General features: G+C 39.1%; 15 protein-coding genes. 1 reads left to right on the top strand and 14 read right to left on the bottom strand.

Annotated elements, in window-relative coordinates:
- Positions 1-215: 215 nt before the first annotated feature.
- The 13 genes from ACGHCK_RS01595 to ACGHCK_RS01535 all read right to left on the bottom strand — a co-directional run bounded on the left by ACGHCK_RS01595 (position 216) and on the right by ACGHCK_RS01535 (position 13,145).
- Positions 216-596, bottom strand: coding sequence for a type II toxin-antitoxin system HicB family antitoxin (locus ACGHCK_RS01595; RefSeq protein ID WP_251420497.1), 381 nt, complete (start codon positions 594-596; stop codon positions 216-218).
- Positions 597-634: 38 nt separating this feature from the next.
- Complete coding sequence (locus ACGHCK_RS01590) at positions 635-823, bottom strand: type II toxin-antitoxin system HicA family toxin (protein ID WP_029343517.1); 189 nt, start codon at positions 821-823, stop codon at positions 635-637.
- 513 nt (positions 824-1,336) lie between these two features.
- Positions 1,337-3,091, bottom strand: coding sequence for a hypothetical protein (locus tag ACGHCK_RS01585; RefSeq protein ID WP_394304443.1), 1,755 nt, complete (start codon positions 3,089-3,091; stop codon positions 1,337-1,339).
- A gap of 298 nt (positions 3,092-3,389) precedes the next feature.
- Positions 3,390-3,815: a universal stress protein gene (locus tag ACGHCK_RS01580; protein WP_202229373.1), complete on the bottom strand. Its 426-nt coding sequence runs from the start codon at positions 3,813-3,815 to the stop codon at positions 3,390-3,392.
- A 111-nt stretch (positions 3,816-3,926) separates the two neighbouring features.
- Complete coding sequence (locus ACGHCK_RS01575; RefSeq protein WP_202229371.1) at positions 3,927-4,520, bottom strand: flavin reductase family protein; 594 nt, start codon at positions 4,518-4,520, stop codon at positions 3,927-3,929.
- A gap of 272 nt (positions 4,521-4,792) precedes the next feature.
- Positions 4,793-5,596 carry a glycoside hydrolase family 125 protein gene (locus ACGHCK_RS01570; RefSeq protein ID WP_251420951.1) on the bottom strand — a complete coding sequence of 268 codons (804 nt, stop codon included), beginning with the start codon at positions 5,594-5,596 and terminating at the stop codon, positions 4,793-4,795.
- 30 nt (positions 5,597-5,626) lie between these two features.
- Complete coding sequence (gene purK, locus ACGHCK_RS01565; protein WP_251420953.1) at positions 5,627-6,739, bottom strand: 5-(carboxyamino)imidazole ribonucleotide synthase; 1,113 nt, start codon at positions 6,737-6,739, stop codon at positions 5,627-5,629.
- A gap of 122 nt (positions 6,740-6,861) precedes the next feature.
- Entirely contained in the window at positions 6,862-7,347 is a 486-nt protein-coding gene (gene purE / locus ACGHCK_RS01560; RefSeq protein ID WP_271328077.1) for a 5-(carboxyamino)imidazole ribonucleotide mutase, read from the bottom strand.
- A 2-nt stretch (positions 7,348-7,349) separates the two neighbouring features.
- Positions 7,350-8,582 (bottom strand): phosphoribosylamine--glycine ligase, encoded by a 1,233-nt coding sequence (purD, locus tag ACGHCK_RS01555; protein ID WP_251420957.1) that lies wholly within the window; start codon positions 8,580-8,582, stop codon positions 7,350-7,352.
- 103 nt (positions 8,583-8,685) lie between these two features.
- On the bottom strand, positions 8,686-9,378 hold the full coding sequence (locus ACGHCK_RS01550) for a YjjG family noncanonical pyrimidine nucleotidase (RefSeq protein ID WP_251420959.1): 693 nt from the start codon (positions 9,376-9,378) through the stop codon (positions 8,686-8,688).
- Positions 9,379-9,469: 91 nt separating this feature from the next.
- Positions 9,470-11,080: an alpha,alpha-phosphotrehalase gene (gene treC / locus ACGHCK_RS01545; RefSeq protein WP_251420961.1), complete on the bottom strand. Its 1,611-nt coding sequence runs from the start codon at positions 11,078-11,080 to the stop codon at positions 9,470-9,472.
- Positions 11,081-11,099: 19 nt separating this feature from the next.
- Positions 11,100-12,647 carry a PTS transporter subunit EIIC gene (locus ACGHCK_RS01540; RefSeq protein ID WP_271328078.1) on the bottom strand — a complete coding sequence of 516 codons (1,548 nt, stop codon included), beginning with the start codon at positions 12,645-12,647 and terminating at the stop codon, positions 11,100-11,102.
- Between the two features lie 12 nt (positions 12,648-12,659).
- The gene (locus ACGHCK_RS01535; protein WP_251420965.1) at positions 12,660-13,145 is read right to left on the bottom strand and encodes a PTS sugar transporter subunit IIA; all 486 of its coding nucleotides are present in this window, start codon (positions 13,143-13,145) and stop codon (positions 12,660-12,662) included.
- Between the two features lie 128 nt (positions 13,146-13,273).
- Between ACGHCK_RS01535 and treR the strand changes: the two genes are divergently transcribed.
- Positions 13,274-13,990 (top strand): trehalose operon repressor, encoded by a 717-nt coding sequence (gene treR, locus ACGHCK_RS01530; RefSeq protein WP_251420967.1) that lies wholly within the window; start codon positions 13,274-13,276, stop codon positions 13,988-13,990.
- A 34-nt stretch (positions 13,991-14,024) separates the two neighbouring features.
- On the opposite strand, the gene purH is transcribed toward treR, so the two are convergent.
- Complete coding sequence (gene purH / locus ACGHCK_RS01525) at positions 14,025-15,575, bottom strand: bifunctional phosphoribosylaminoimidazolecarboxamide formyltransferase/IMP cyclohydrolase (RefSeq protein ID WP_251420969.1); 1,551 nt, start codon at positions 15,573-15,575, stop codon at positions 14,025-14,027.
- Between the last annotated feature and the right edge of the window lie 14 nt (positions 15,576-15,589).

The raw sequence follows: 15,589 nt of genomic DNA, 5'->3' as shown, positions 1-15,589 counted from the left end.
TGTTTTACGAAAATCAATAAAAAACACTGATTTTGAAAAAAATTGGCACAAAAAAACCGACCGAAGTCGGGGATTTACCTATAAGAACAGACTTTCATTATATCACATTTGCTATTTCATCAAATAGGATAATAGAGTTTCTATCTATTTAATATTTTATAAAATAGACTAGGTGTAGGAGAATGAGTTCCTGACACTCATAAAAGGGCACCCATTTAACCAAAATTCACCTTTTCTTCCAAAGCTTCAGTTAGAACTTGACTTGCATTTATCCCCTGCTCTTTAGCTAAGATTGCAAGATATTCTGGAATGCTGACATTTTTACGGACCACTTTAGAATGATATTTACGCATATAAGCCACCATGTCAATTGCGATCAATGCAATAGTTGCATCCGGTTCCGCTTTTTTTACTTCTTCAATCGAGCTTGCTTTGGGCATTTCTGCATAATCTTCCAAAGCAAAGCCTAGTACTTCCTCAGCCATTTTATAAGCTTCATCAAGGTCTTTCCCTTGAGTCATTGCTTCTGGGACATCTGGAAAGTGTACAGAGATATAATCTCCATCTGTTTTAAATACTACTGGATATAATAACATTTTTTCTCCCTTCTGAGATAAAGCAAAAGTTCTACTGGTCATTTCAGACCAGCTTGCTTTTTAATACTTGCCTCTAAACCATTTCCTAAGTCTTTATTATGCATGGGCACAATTGTTATTTTCTTAGTATCTGGATTAAACATTTTCTTGTGACTTCCACGTTGACCTTTTTCAATAAAGCCATTCTTTTTGAGAAATTTAACCATTTCTCTAGGTGTCATTGGCAATGCTTCATCTCCTTTCTTGACCACATTCACATTATACACAAAAGTTGTGTATAAATCAAGTGGTGTGTATAGAAAAAGCAAAAAAATTCCCCAACCAAAGCTGAGGGATAAAATATAGTTTTCATTTAATATATGATTAATTATATATTAATCTTCCTTATCACTATCTTCACCAAAATCGGTAGTATTTATAGTTGGTAGGATAATTGCATTTTCATTATCTAAAGATGTAATAAATGAAACGATTGTTCTTATATATGGGAATAACAGCAAGGAAAAATAGCTAGAATAGAAATTAAAAATCGCTTAACAGAGCGGTTTTTGTTTTACGAAAATCAATAAAAAACACTGATTTTGAAAAAAATTGGCACAAAAAAATTAGTGAAAAAGTGCTTAACTGTCCGCATACAACTGCTGAAGTTAAGCACTTTTGGTTTTTTCTCAAAGAAAAAGAGTTTAAATTCACCATAAGGAAAACAAAGTCCTTTTGAAAAATCACTGGATTTTTACTGCTTATATGTTTGAATTCCATGCTCCGTCTTCGTCCCGGAGGATGAGGGCGGGGAAACCATCTGTTATACGTGCAACGGTACCATTCTGATTGAAAATATTAAATGAGCCAAGTATGCTTACATTTTGTATAAACCACGGTAAATTAGTATCAAATAAAGTTCGTGGGGTTGTCCACATACTACGTGAAGCCATAGTCGGAAAAGCTTTTCCAGGACCCGAAAGATGATTGAATTCCGCAAGAGAAAGAGCAAAAGCTTTCTTCTCGCCATTAGGGTCAACCTCCGCAAAGTCATTTTTCAAAGCCTCCGTAAAGGCTGGATGTTCAAAGTCTAGAATAAAAGCACGTGGTGTACCTACAATCGGTATTACGGAACTTAAGTTACCTGAGAAATTTGTTGTCCAACTAGCTATACCGATATGGGCTTCTGGTCCTGTCCCTATAAATTCTTTTTGCACAGGTTGTACTTGACGTCGAATAACAGAAGGCAAATTATTATGCCAGTTCTTCATATTATTATCTAAAGTCGAACCATTATAACTTGTCACACCAGCAATAGTATTCCATGCACTCCCAAACTGATTGCCCGTTGCCATGATCAAATGATTCCCCTCCCCCTTGTTTTCAAGGTAGCGGTATTGCGTGCCCCGCATAGAGAATGTTTGTCCCGGTGCCATCTCACCAAGAATAGGTAGGCCATTGCGTACTTCATCCACCAGCTGTTTGGCAAGGTCGCTATGGTTTTCTGGGGCTTCATCCCAAAAGGCAGAGACGTCGCCATCGGTGTTGGCTACCATATTGGCGACAGCCTTAATCCCGTAGTAATAATCTCCCCGAATCCCGCTTGTCGCAAAGTTAGCCTGATCGAGGAGGAAAGAGGTCGCTTCCTCTGGGAAGAGCAGATTGGCCCAATAAGCCCAGCCTGTCTGGGGATCCACCACCCAGAAGTTACCGACACGGTCTTGAACGGGCAGGGCATTCCACTGGCTGAGCAACATGACCGGTTGGTCTTGGATGACGGTTTGGCGAGCCGTGTGTGTCCCGTTCTCAGTATCTGGCGGTGTTCCTAGGAGCGAGGTGGCTGTGCTACCGTTGTTCCAATAGCCATCTGTCCCATTCCCAGGATGTGTGACCCCTGTAGCATCTGCGCCGGCATTGGTTCCATTAGGACTAGCCGAAGTATCGGCTTCTTCTCCCGACTGGGTCCAGTCACGCCCGTCCCCTGCAGCAGCTGTCTTGTGGTCATCGCGGGCACGGTTAAAGGTCGGCATAAAGTAGGGAGCATCCAGCTGTCCAGAGCCGTCTGTGGCTGCTCGGGGAGTCCAACCGACAGTCCAGCGGGCACGGGCATTGAAGACGGCGCCCGGTCCGACACGTTGGCCAACTGTATTGCCTGAGGCTTCTGGTGTCCAAGGCGTCCATGTGCCTGTGTCTTCTTTGATGGGTTGGACTGCGTTACCGTCTTCCACCTCTTGCGGGTCGGCTTGGACTAGAGATTCGCCATTAATTTCCATGTATTCGAGGAGTTTTACACGTACCAAGATAGGGGCATCGCCAAAGTTCTCGGCGAAGACATCCTTGTTGCCTGAGGCACGGTCAAAGTAGTCGTGCAGGCGACCCACTTCTTCGAAATTAATATTTCCACTTCGGTCATTGATGGCCCGCTGTGTAAAGGAGAACCATGCAAAGGTACCCGAAATCAATAACAAGACTGACAGTATGACTAAAAGGATGCCTAGTTTTCTCTTTTGTTCCATTTCTATTTTTCCACCTACTCCATAAATATGATGTAACAAAAGAAATCTTTTTGTTACAAACTCTAAGAGTATTAAAAAAAAAAGAAAATGAAAGTGAAATAGTATTTAGATGAGGAGAACAAAGCTTCTTAAAATGGGCGCAATACATCTAAAAGGCTCTGGTTTAGGTGTTTCAAAGGGGAGAGCAAGAAGATTCAATCACTGGCCTATCATTTTTATAAATTACTGCAGCTATAAAAAAATGGCAATAGATTTTTCATCTACTACCATAGATTATACAGAAGCATTATTTTTTAGTTCACTTAACAACCATAACATTACAGTTTGCATGATTAATAACATAGGCAGTTGTTGAGCCCACCAGCAGCCGGTCAAATGCTCCCTTACCAGTAACACCGATGACGATTAAATCAACATCATGTTCTTGGCTAAAGTCAATAATTTCTTTCTTAGGCGAACCCTCCACACGATAAGTCTTGAACTCAACCTGTTTCTTAATGATGTCAGCAGCTCTATCTATAATTGCTCGTGCTTGCTCCTCTAGGTTTTCAAGAATAAGCGGTGCACCATAGGTTGAGCCATAAAGTCGAATATCGTCTTTAACATGTAAAACAAGGAGTGAAGTTTCATTTTCTTTAGCTATCTTAACAGCTTCACGCACTGCCTTATCAGATTGTTCAGAGCCATCTACTGCGACCATGATATTTTTGTATTGTTTTTCCATAGAGTCCTCCCTTATTTTAAAATTGTCAATTTAACTTTTCTATATCTATATTTTAAAACAAAAGGACAGAAAAAGACACTAATAGAGTTAAAATAAAATCCGATTTTTCTTTTATTTTATAGGTCTTGTAATTTCAAATGTTTCACCTAAAGCTGTATAAGCTCTTCCAGACAGACGAGCGACAGGATCTAATGCCTCAGCTTTAATATAAAGTTTCTCCTCGTCAATAACCGTGTCATCTACCAGTATATTTTTGACTTCTAAGAGCATAAGGTGGCTGGTTTTTCCTACAGGTATATGCTTGTGAAGTATCACTTCTAGTCGAGCCTTAGCGTTTGCGATAGCTGGTACCTTAACTTCTTGTGATTCTGTCAAATTGATTCCAAACTTTTCAACTTCACTTTCATTAGCTGCAAGCGGTGCTGACGTTTTATTCATTGCTTCAACATTATCAGTGTTGACCAAATGAATAACCCCCTCTTCCCTTTCCAAAAGATTTCTGACAGAATCCTTCATCTCCGTCATCGCAATAGAGACAATGACTGGCTCCTTAGAAACTACATTAAAAAAGCTAAAAGGAGCAGCGTTGACAAGTCCTTGACTATTTTGCGTTGTTAGCCACGCAATAGGTCTTGGGACAACAAGACCAGATATAAGCTTATAGGCTTCCTTACTGTTCATATCCTTTGTTTTAAATGTCTTCATCTTCTCTCCTCTAAACCGTTTTTTAATTTTTCCATAGATTGTGATACTTTTCTTTTCACGTTTCAATGCCAAAAATGGCACAGATGTGCCATTCTCTCCTTCTTCATCTCTAAAATAGAGAGAATGGCAAGATATAAATAACCGTAACAGAGTAAATTAAGTCTCCAACTTTTTCGTTTACAAATGTAAATTCATTTTATTATACCATCTTCTCAATAATTTTCAAAAATATTGTACTTCAAAAGTTCTCTTCTCACTCAGATATAAAGTTTCTAAACTTTAAAATAATTCAATAAAAGTTGGCAAAACAAGAAGTCTATCACCGTGTCTCGGTACTGCGTTTCTTTCATTTTACCTAACAAAAGGTTAAGAATTTTTTCTTTTTCACGGTAAGTTTCTACCAAGAGGCCTTTCCGAAAGAGAGCATGTTCTTCCTGAGAAGCAAATTCAGCATGCCTAACAAGTCGTTTTTTTAGTGTGAGAGCTTGTTCTTCTAAAGCTGCATGTCGCGTAATATTTCTAAAAATTTCTTCTAGATATTGAATAACCTCGATAAGAAATTCCTTCTCAAGAATAACCTTTTTGCCTGCCCCCATCAGCTCCTTTTCCCATAGAGCTAATATTCTTGAAGAAGCTGAAGTAAATAATAAACTGAACTGGCTAATATCTTCTGTACGCAAATAAAAGAGATAGGCAAGCTGTAGAGGATAGGACAAACGATAAAGTTCAACGTTACTCTTCTCATTTCCATAGGGTATCGCGGAAGAATAGCTCGTGTTGACAAACTCAAAATGCTGCTTTAGCACATGGGCAATCATTTCACGAATCATTTCATCATTTGAGGCAAGGGGTAAATATAAGCTTGCTTGCATGGCAGAGCGCTGAAGCCACTTTGTTGAACTTCCTTGCAACAATTGACACGCTCTATTTTTTTCTTTGTTTTCCAAATAATCAACCAGGGGATCTTTAAAGCAATTTCTAAATACAATCGCCCATTCAGGATTAATTTCTTCACTCAGAGTTTCGATTCGAAAAATCGATTTTCTACTTTCCATCGATAATCTAATCGTGTGCATCCTCTTCCTCCCTGTTATCATTTTTATTTTCTATATCTGCAAACTTGATATTTCCGTTAGGCTTTCTAAAATGTCATCTGTCAGAATTGTGATGTGTCCCATTTTTCTGCCTGCTTTTGCTTCTAATTTCCCATAATCATGAATGTGCCATTCTGGGTGTTCACGGTTTATTTTTTCAACTTTAGTAACATCCTGACCTAAGATATTTATCATAATCGCCTTTTTTAAAAGACGAGGCTCGGGCAATTTTTCACCCAGTATGCCTTTGATATGTAAATCAAATTGTGAAAAATCGCAGGCTTCTATCGTGTAATGACCTGAGTTATGGGGACGCGGAGCAAGTTCATTAACATAAATATCCCCTGACTCTGTAAGAAACATTTCAACACAAAGCGTTCCTGAAAGCTGGAGCTTTTTTCCTATTGCTAGAGCTAAGTGTTCTGCTTTTTCGCTTATTTCAGAAGAAACTAGTGCAGGAGCAACCGTACGGTGCAAAATATTGTTGACATGCTCGTTTTGACATAAGGGAAAGGTAACAAAATCTTTACCATTTCCACTTATAATAATCGAAATTTCATAAGAAAAATTAACGAAGTCCTCCAAAACACACTCGGCACTGTCTGCTAATTTTATTGCCTCTTTCAAATCCTCGTCACTCTTTAAGACAACTTGCCCATGCCCGTCATAGCCTCCTGTTGTCGTTTTAAGAACTTGTTTCTTGGTCACCTTTTTTGGAAGGTCTTGAGCATCACAAACCAGCTTCCATGGTGCTATCATCACCTCACACTCTTCTAAAAACTCTTTTTCTAATTTACGGTTCTGCGTGATTTCCAACAATCTGATACCTTGCGGAATGTCTACACATGTTTCTAATTCATACAGTGCTTTTGATGATACATTTTCAAACTCGTAAGTTATTAAATCACAAGCGTAGGCTAGTTTTAGAAGCGCATCAACATCATCGTAATCAGCAATAAGCAACTCGTCCGAACATTTTGCTGCGGGACAGTTCGGATTAGGGTCTAAAGTAATTACTTTATGACCCATATATTGTGCAGAGATAGCCATCATCTGCCCTAACTGACCACCGCCAATAATTCCAATTGTTTTTTTCTTATGTTGCATATTTTCATTATAGGTCATTTTTCTTCTTTCCCCTACTCTTTTTTGGATAGTTTAAAAATAAATCCGTTAATTATACGGATTTTTATTTACTAATATAGAATTATTTTTACAAATATTACACTAACTTTTAAAACATAAGTTTACAGTAGCTTTTTGGTCGATGCCACAGATATTTCTGCAGCATTTTCCCTGTATTTTTTTAATTTTTTAGCCAAGCTTTGATTACCCAGCGCCAAAATTTGAACTGCATAGAGTCCTGCATTTTTGGCGCCTGCTGTTCCTATAGCCATGCTAGCAACAGGTACACCACCTGGCATCTGTACTATAGAGTAAAGACTATCCAAGCCTGATAAGACACGAGACTGGATTGGCACACCAATCACGGGAAGTAACGTCATCGAAGCAACCATTCCCGGTAAGTGAGCTGCACCTCCAGCTCCTGCAATAATTACCTTATAGCCTTGCTTTTCTGCATTTTTGGCAAAATCCAACATTATTTCTGGTGTCCGATGTGCCGATACTACTTTTTTATCAAACGCTATACCAAATTCTTCCAAAATTTGTGTACTTTGCTTCATTGTTTCCCAATCTGAAAGAGATCCCATAATAACTGCAACTTCTGACATTCTTATACTCCTTTATTTCCAATATCTGTTCGGTAAAACATCCCTTCATTGTCTAAACTGTCTAACTTTGTATACAATACCTTCTGAACGCTCCTTATATCTGTTCCTGTTTCCGTAGCCATATACACACGTCCCCCACTTGAAAACAGTTGTCCATTTCTTTCGACAACGCCGGCATAAAAGCAATTTAAACCAGACAAATCAGGCAAGGCAACACTTCCTGTTGAAGTATTAGGATAACCTTGATTCGCCACGACTACTCCTAAAGTGATTTCATCTGTATTCCACATCAACTGCGGCTCTCTGCCTTCTAAAATGTCTATTATATTTTCAGCAAAATCGCTCCTTATTGTCTCCAAAACCACTTGTGTTTCTGGATCTCCAAACCGAGCATTAAATTCAATTGTCTTTACACCTTGCGCCGTCCATATTAACCCTGCATAAAGCACTCCTGTGAAGGATTTGTTTTCAGCCCTTAATCCAGCAATCGTTGGTTCAACAATCCTCTCTAAAGCTTCTTGAACAATACTTTCTGGAATATGAGGTACTGGCGCATATGCCCCCATTCCTCCTGTGTTAGGACCTTGATCCCCATCAAAGGCCCGCTTATGATCCTGAGCAATAGGCAGCGGGTATATCTTACCCTTATGAACCAGACTAAAGAGAGAAAATTCCTCCCCTTCAAGATATTCCTCCACAACTGCTTTTGCCTCAGTCATCTGGAAAATGTCCCTTAAAGCCTCTCTTGCTGTTTCTAAGTCCATTGCTACAGTAACACCCTTACCCGCAGCCAATCCATCGGCCTTAATGACAATAGGAGCTCCTTTTTTCTCAACATAGTTTAGAGCTTCTTCCAAGTCTAAAAAGCTTTCATAGTCTGCTGTTGGCACACCGTATTTTTTCATAATAGATTTAGCAAAGCTCTTGCTTCCTTCAATCTGTGCCGCATCAGCTCTTGGACCGAATATACGCAAGCCTTCTTCTAAAAATACATCAACGATACCGTTCATTAGTGCCGTTTCCGGTCCGACAAAAGTCAAATCAATCTCTTCTTTTTTAGCAAAACCAGCCAAAGATTGACTATCAAGTTCGGAAATAGCCACTGTTTTTAGTTTTTCTTCTGTCATTCCGACATTTCCTGGGCAAATAAAAACTTTATCCACCTTTTCACTTTGAGCAAATTTTCGCGCAATTGCATGTTCACGCCCACCTGAACCAACGACTAAAACCCTCATATTACCTCACTTTCTTTCTCACCTCTATCTTAAAATATTTAGATAAAAAGAAAAAGCCCTAGAGGACTTTTTAAATATATTCTTGTTCAAACGTTCGGAATTATCAAGAGAGGACAGGTAAAAAAGGGATTTCCAATAAATCTTCAATCTCACAGTCTGGCACCAACTCTTCTTGAGTACTTAAATGTTTCGGGTTATACCAAATCGTTTTTATTCCAGCATTTTTCCCACCTAAGATATCTGTTGTTAGAGTGTCACCAACGATTGCGAAAGCTTTCTCCTCCGCATGGTCAATATGATCGAAAACATAATCAAAGAATTCTTTTGACGGTTTGTGTTTTCCAATTTCCTCACTAATAAAAATGTCTTTGAAATATCGCTCAATACCGGACTCTAAAATGCGTGGACGTGATACTTTAGATGTGCCATTACTGACGATATACATTTCTCTTTTTTCCTGTGCCAGTCTATCCAAAAGTTCTTTAGCATGAAAAATGAGTTCATGCCCTTGTGCAAGATAACGCTGATAAGTAGCATCAACGGCAGAAGCATCGTACACTTTGGTTACACCCAAGGCCCTAAAAGCTTTGGCAAAACGTGTGGTAAGCAGTTCTTCACGACTGATTTCTCCTGCTTCGTGACTGCGCCACAAGGCTTTATTTTCGCGCGAATAGATAGCCCTATTTTCCTTTGTATCTTCAATATGATACTGTTCAAAAATTTTTCCCAAAGCCATATATTCTGCCTTATCAAAATCAAGAAGCGTATTGTCTATATCAAAAAGTAGTACAGTCATTTTCTCTCTTCCTAAAAAATATATGAATCTAGTTTAACGATTTGTTGAAATTTTTTCAACAAAAGAGTTTTTTCATGAAAATAAGGCAGCACTACTTTGCCAATAAGGCTACAGATTGATATGGGGCAAGTGTTTCGCTCTCATATGAACCATAATTATTGACAAAAACTTCTGCTTTTTCAAAGCCTTGAGGAATTTTAAAATTCACACTATGATTTGCAAAATTATTAAGAACGAGCAGACGCTGTTCACCATATTCACGAACAAAGGCATAAATGTGCTCAGCGTCCTCAAGTGCAGGTTTGTAACTTCCTTCAGAAATGATTTTTTCAGACTTGCGTAAATCAATCATTTTCTTATAGAATTTGTAGATTTCTCCATCCTTGTCTTTTTTCACATTGATATCTGTATGTTTTCCAACTTTAAGCCAGGGCTCGCCTCTTGTAAAGCCTGCATTTGTACTATTGTCCCACTGCATCGGTGTTCGTGAATTGTCTCGAGACTTGATGCTGACTATGTCAAAGGCTTCTTCTTCTGATTTTCCTTGCTTTATCAGCATTTCATAAGCGTTTCGTGCCTCTACATCTTTGTAATCTGCTACAGAATCATAGTCTGGATCTATCATTCCAATTTCTTCTCCCATATAAATGAAAGGTGTCCCTCGACTAAGATGAATTGAAGCTGCGAGCATCGTTGCCCCTTTCACTCTAAAATTCTTCACATCAACAAAACGGTTAAGGGCGCGGGGTTGATCATGATTATTCCAGAAGTTTGCATTCCAGCCTCCTCCTTTCCCCATTTTTTCTCCCCACTCATGGAAAAGATGCTTCAGCATTTGAAAGTTAAAGGGAGCTTTGGTCCACTTATTTCCGTCTTTATAGTCCGTTTTAAGATGGTGAAAATTAAAGACCATACTTAGTTCTTTTCGTTCAGGTTGCGTATAGAGAATACTGTTCTCAATCGTTGTCGAGCTCATTTCACCCACTGTTATGGCATTCTCATCCTGACCAAAAGTCTCTCGATTTAACATTTGGAGATATTCATGCGTGATCGGCTTATCTGTATACTCAAATTTCCCCTCAAACTCTGGATTGTTTTTAAGAATTTTATCTTTTCCGATTACATTAATCACATCGAAACGGAAACCGGAAATTCCTTTTGAGCGCCAAAAATTAACGACTTTGAACAACTCTTGACGTACATTTTTATTGCGCCAATTTAAGTCAGCTTGAGTCACATCATACAGGTGAAGATAATATTTTCCTGTATCGCCAAAAGGAGCCCAGGCGCTGCCACCAAATTTAGAGCGCCAATCTGTAGGTTGGTCTCTTAAAATAAAGAAATCTTGGTAGTATTTATCACCAGCTAAGGCCTTTTTAAACCATTCATGTTCTGTTGACACGTGGTTCAAAACCATGTCCAGCATAAATTCAATACCCAACTTTTTCCCTCGAGCAATCATTTGGTCAAAATCTTCAAAATCACCGAATACAGGATCGATATTCATATAATCAGAGATATCATAGCCGTTATCTTTTTGAGGACTAGGGTAAAAAGGATTGAGCCAAATCATATCAATTCCCAACTCTGCCAGATAGGGCAATTTTTCCGTGACTCCTCTGAGGTCACCGATACCATTTCCTGTTGTGTCTAAAAATGATTTAGGATAAATCTGATAGATGACTTTCTCACTTAATGTCATAATCTTCTTCCTTTGTTCTTTATTTATTTATAGCTGATTTAAATACGTTTTTCTTTTCAAGACCTGTTCCCATTGTATCTGAGTCTTTGAAACCAAAGAACCACACCAATGTCATTGAAACAACGATACACACTGCTGTTGCAATCCAGAAAACAATGAAGTTATTCGGGTTACCTGCAGCATGCGTCAGTGGATTTGTCGTAGCCGCAAAGTTAGGGAAACCAATAAGTGAGCCGGAGAAGCCATACATATGCAAGTCTAAGAGACCTGCTACAGCTGCACCTGCTGCTGCACCGATTGAACTCATAATAAATACGCGCATATACTTCAAGTTAATACCGTACATGGCTGGCTCTGTTACACCACAGAAAGCCGAAATAGCCGCAGGCAATGCTAAACCTTTAAGACTTTGCTGACGTGTTTTGAGGAAAACAGTTAAAGCTCCTGCACCTTGTGCTAACATTGTGAAGGAAACAATCATATTAATATTTGATTCTCCCGTTGTCACAATTTGCTGTGTCAAAATAGGAATAACGAGCCAGTGAAGACCAAAGATAACCAAAACTTGATAAAGACCACCAATAATTGCTCCTGCTATAGTGAGGTTAAGGTTAATCAAACCAGTAATAACCGAAGCAAGTGCTGATGAAACAATACTAATCACAGGCCCTACCAGCAATAGAACCAATGAAGCAACGATAAAGAAAGTAATCATTGGTACAAAAATTGAACGAAATGCCAAAGGCATATGCTTTTTAAGCCAAGAACCAATAGGTTTTGCTAACCAAGCAGCTACAATGATAGGGAAGATGGTGTAGGCATAGTTAGGAAGACTCACTGGGATGTTAAAATAACTTGTATTAAAGGTAACACCAAAGAACTCCATAACAACAGGAGCTTTTCCTGCAACAATCTCACCATTTTGAATAATATTTGGTGCTGCCACAAGACCTTGTAATGCAGGGTGGATCATAAAGCCACCTACCGCAGCGACAACGTAAGGGTCTGACCCTAGCTGTTTTGCAGCCGCGTAGCCAACTAAAACCGGCAAGAAATAGAACGGCGCCATTGCCAATGTTGAAATAATAATATAAGTCGGGTCAGTAGGACTAATAAGTTCAAAAATATGATTTCCCTTAACAAACATGTTAAGGATACCATTAATCATACCACCAGCAGCTAGAAGACCAATGATTGGCATCATTGAACCTGTGATTGTTCCAACCACAACCTGAAAAGCACGCGCAACTGGGTTCTTCGACACCTTGTTTTCTTCGGTTACTATGTTATCATCAGCACCCTCAACTACACGACTTCCAAGTTGAGCCACAATTTCATCATAAACATCTGCAACAGCTTGACCGATAACAACCTGATATTGTCCTAAGTTAGCATTATAAACAACGCCAGCAACACCGTCCATAGCTTCTATTTTTTCGCTATCTGCCTTATCTTTATCTACTAAATAAAAACGTAAGCGTGTGATACAATGAATAGCCTTTGTAATATTTTCTTCTCCACCAACAGCTTCAATAATATCTGCTGCAAGTTTTTTGTAATCTGCCATGATTTCTCCTTTTTATTTTGCTTTTGCTTGGCCAAGCTTATCGCCTGCCTGAGCTTTTCCTTTTTCAATAGAAAGACTGCCCAATTTTTCAGAAGTATTGGTGATTAAAATCATACTTGTCAAAGGAAGCCCTGCCGCTTCAACCTGTTGCCAATCCACACGCCCAAGCTTGTCGCCGCCTTCAACTTTATCCCCTAGCTTTACCTTAATGTGAAACGGTTGACCGTTGAGGCTTACTGTATCGATTCCCAAATGAAGTAAGACTTCTAAACCATCAGCACGCTTAAATCCTAAAGCATGGCCTTGAACCAAGGTGACCTCCCCCGCTACGGGACTGACAATTTGATCACTCGTTGGCTCAATTGCATAACCATCCCCCATCACTTTTTTTGAGAACACGGGGTCCGCGACCTGTTCTAAATCAATGACTGTCCCTGATAGAGGTGCATATAGACCTGTGTCATCACTCAAAGTTTTTTTCTTGCCAAAACCTAGCATCTTTCTCTCCTTAAACATAATAAATTGATAACTTGTACGTACAAGTTAATGATACCAAAATGAAAGCGGTTTTGCAAGCGTTTATATTTTTACTTTATCTTAAACTTCTTTTTTGCTACACTTATACTATGAAAAAGTATGAAATCATTCTTCGAGATTTAGAGAAAAAAATAATTGAGGGAACCTATCCCGAAAATAAACTTTTACCTAGCGAAAATCAGCTCACAGAAATCTATCAAACCAGTCGTGCAACGGTAAGACAAGCTTTAAAAATTTTAGAAGAAAGTGGCATTATTCAACGGCGACATGGTTTCGGATCAATCGTTATTCCACGTGAAAGATTGATGTTCCCCATATCTGGTTTAATCTCTTTCAAAGAGTTAAAAGATTCTTTAAACTTTGTCTCTACTACAGAAATCCTAACTTTTGAGAAAATTACTGTAGACAAGCAGCTTTCAGAGCTTTCTTTTTTTGAAGAAGGAGCTCAAGCTTTTCATATCTTGCGCCGCCGAAATATTGATAACAGTTTTGTCATTCTTGATCGCGACTATATCTTAGCTTCTATTGCACCAAATATGACAGAAGATATGATTCAAACTTCCCTTTATGCTTATCTTGAGCAGCAGCTTAATTTAGACATCTCCTATGCTCAAAAAGAGATTACTATTGATTTTGTTAACACTGAGGACAAAGACTATTTGGACTTGAACCCTAAAGACCGCCATGTTGTTAGTGTGCGCAGTCATGTTTACCTCTCCGACAATAGTATTTTCCAATATACAGAAAGCCGACATCAGGTGGACAAGTTCCGCTTTACTGAGTTTTCGAGACGGCAGAAACACTAATAAAAAAAGCTAAACTCTCGTCTAGCTTTTTTTATCAATGACGGAAATGTCTCACACCTGTAAAGACCATTGTGATGCCATACTTGTCGCAAGCTTCAATGACTTCTTGATCGCGAACGGAACCGCCCGGTTGGACAATTGCTTTGATGCCAGATTTGGCAATCTCGTCAATGTTATCGGCAAAGGGGAAGAAGGCGTCAGAGGCAAGCACAGCATTATCTAAACCTTTTTCCTGAGCGGCTTCTATTGCTATTTTCACTGAAGCTACACGGTTGGTTTGACCGGGTCCAACGCCGAGTGTTTGATGTTCATTTGTAACAATGATACCGTTAGACTTCACATATTTGACTGCTTTCCATGCAAATTTTAGCGCTTCCCATTGTTCCTTATCTGGTTGGACTTGCGTTGCTACTGTCCAACTTTCTTGTTGTTCTGTAACAACATCTTGTTCTTGTACTAAAACACCGCCAAGCACACCTGTAATCATCGGTTCTCTTTCTGATGCACCAATTTGTTCAAAATCAAGCGTAAGCAAACGGATATTTTTCTTTTTCTTTAAAATTGCCAGAGCCTCATCAGAAAATGTTGGTGCAATAATAATCTCTAAAAAGATTTTGCTCATTTTCTCAGCTGTTTTCTGGTCAACTGGACGATTTAAAACGACAATACCCCCGAAGATAGAAACAGGATCTGCCTCATAAGCATAGTCCCAAGCCTGCTCGATTGTCACCGCTTGTCCAATGCCACAAGGATTCATATGCTTAAGCGCCACAACGGTAGGTTGCTCCGTAAAATCACGCGCAATCTGCAGCGCAGCATCTGCATCACGCACATTGTTGTAAGATAATTCTTTACCATGCAACTGCACACTTTGTCCAATCGAATAAGCAGTCGGGAGTGCATTTTCATAAAAATCTGCATCTTGTTGTGGATTTTCACCATAACGCATCCCTTGTTTTAAATCATAAGTCAGTGTCAACTTTTCAGGTTTTTCCTCTTGACCAGAAAATTTTTCTGTTAAATATTGTGCAATGAGCGCATCATAAGCAGCAGTATGTCGAAAAACTTTGGCAGCCAAACGTTGACGAAGCTCTAAGGTAGTTTCCCCAGCTTTTTCGAATTCTTTGAGAACTGTAGCATAGTCTGTTGGATCAACAAGAACAGTAACATCGGCATGATTTTTTGCTGCAGAACGTAACATTGAAGGACCACCAATATCAATATTCTCAACAATTGTTTGATGGTCAGCTCCTGATAAAAGTGTCTCTTTGAAAGGATAAAGATTGACAGCAACCAAGTCAATGGGGGTAATATTGTGCTCTTCTAAAGCAGCTACATGCGTGTCCAAATCACGTCGTGCCAAAAGCCCACCATGAATCATTGGATGCAATGTTTTCACACGACCATCCATCATTTCCGGAAAATGCGTGACTTTTTCAATCGCTAAAGTTGCAATACCTGCTTCATCCAAAGTTTTTTTTGTCCCACCGGTTGAGATAATTTCAAAGCCAAGCTTACTCAAAGACTCTGCAAATTCAACAATTCCATTTTTATCCGACACACTGATAAGCGCACGTTTAGTCATTTTTATTCCTTTTC

This window comes from Lactococcus muris (assembly GCF_042849115.1).
GTDB lineage: Bacteria > Bacillota > Bacilli > Lactobacillales > Streptococcaceae > Lactococcus > Lactococcus muris.
Note: the sequence above shows the minus strand (reverse complement) of the source record. Positions and strands in the feature narration are given on the sequence as shown.

Coding starts and splice junctions, on each gene's coding strand:
- ACGHCK_RS01595 (WP_251420497.1), bottom strand. CDS start 596: ATGTTATTATATCCAGTAGTATTTAAAACAGATGGAGATTATATCTCT.
- ACGHCK_RS01585 (WP_394304443.1), bottom strand. CDS start 3,091: ATGGAACAAAAGAGAAAACTAGGCATCCTTTTAGTCATACTGTCAGTC.
- ACGHCK_RS01580 (WP_202229373.1), bottom strand. CDS start 3,815: ATGGAAAAACAATACAAAAATATCATGGTCGCAGTAGATGGCTCTGAA.
- ACGHCK_RS01575 (WP_202229371.1), bottom strand. CDS start 4,520: ATGAAGACATTTAAAACAAAGGATATGAACAGTAAGGAAGCCTATAAG.
- ACGHCK_RS01570 (WP_251420951.1), bottom strand. CDS start 5,596: ATGCACACGATTAGATTATCGATGGAAAGTAGAAAATCGATTTTTCGA.
- purK (WP_251420953.1), bottom strand. CDS start 6,739: ATGACCTATAATGAAAATATGCAACATAAGAAAAAAACAATTGGAATT.
- purE (WP_271328077.1), bottom strand. CDS start 7,347: ATGTCAGAAGTTGCAGTTATTATGGGATCTCTTTCAGATTGGGAAACA.
- purD (WP_251420957.1), bottom strand. CDS start 8,582: ATGAGGGTTTTAGTCGTTGGTTCAGGTGGGCGTGAACATGCAATTGCG.
- ACGHCK_RS01550 (WP_251420959.1), bottom strand. CDS start 9,378: ATGACTGTACTACTTTTTGATATAGACAATACGCTTCTTGATTTTGAT.
- treC (WP_251420961.1), bottom strand. CDS start 11,080: ATGACATTAAGTGAGAAAGTCATCTATCAGATTTATCCTAAATCATTT.
- ACGHCK_RS01540 (WP_271328078.1), bottom strand. CDS start 12,647: ATGGCAGATTACAAAAAACTTGCAGCAGATATTATTGAAGCTGTTGGT.
- ACGHCK_RS01535 (WP_251420965.1), bottom strand. CDS start 13,145: ATGCTAGGTTTTGGCAAGAAAAAAACTTTGAGTGATGACACAGGTCTA.
- treR (WP_251420967.1), top strand. CDS start 13,274: ATGAAAAAGTATGAAATCATTCTTCGAGATTTAGAGAAAAAAATAATT.
- purH (WP_251420969.1), bottom strand. CDS start 15,575: ATGACTAAACGTGCGCTTATCAGTGTGTCGGATAAAAATGGAATTGTT.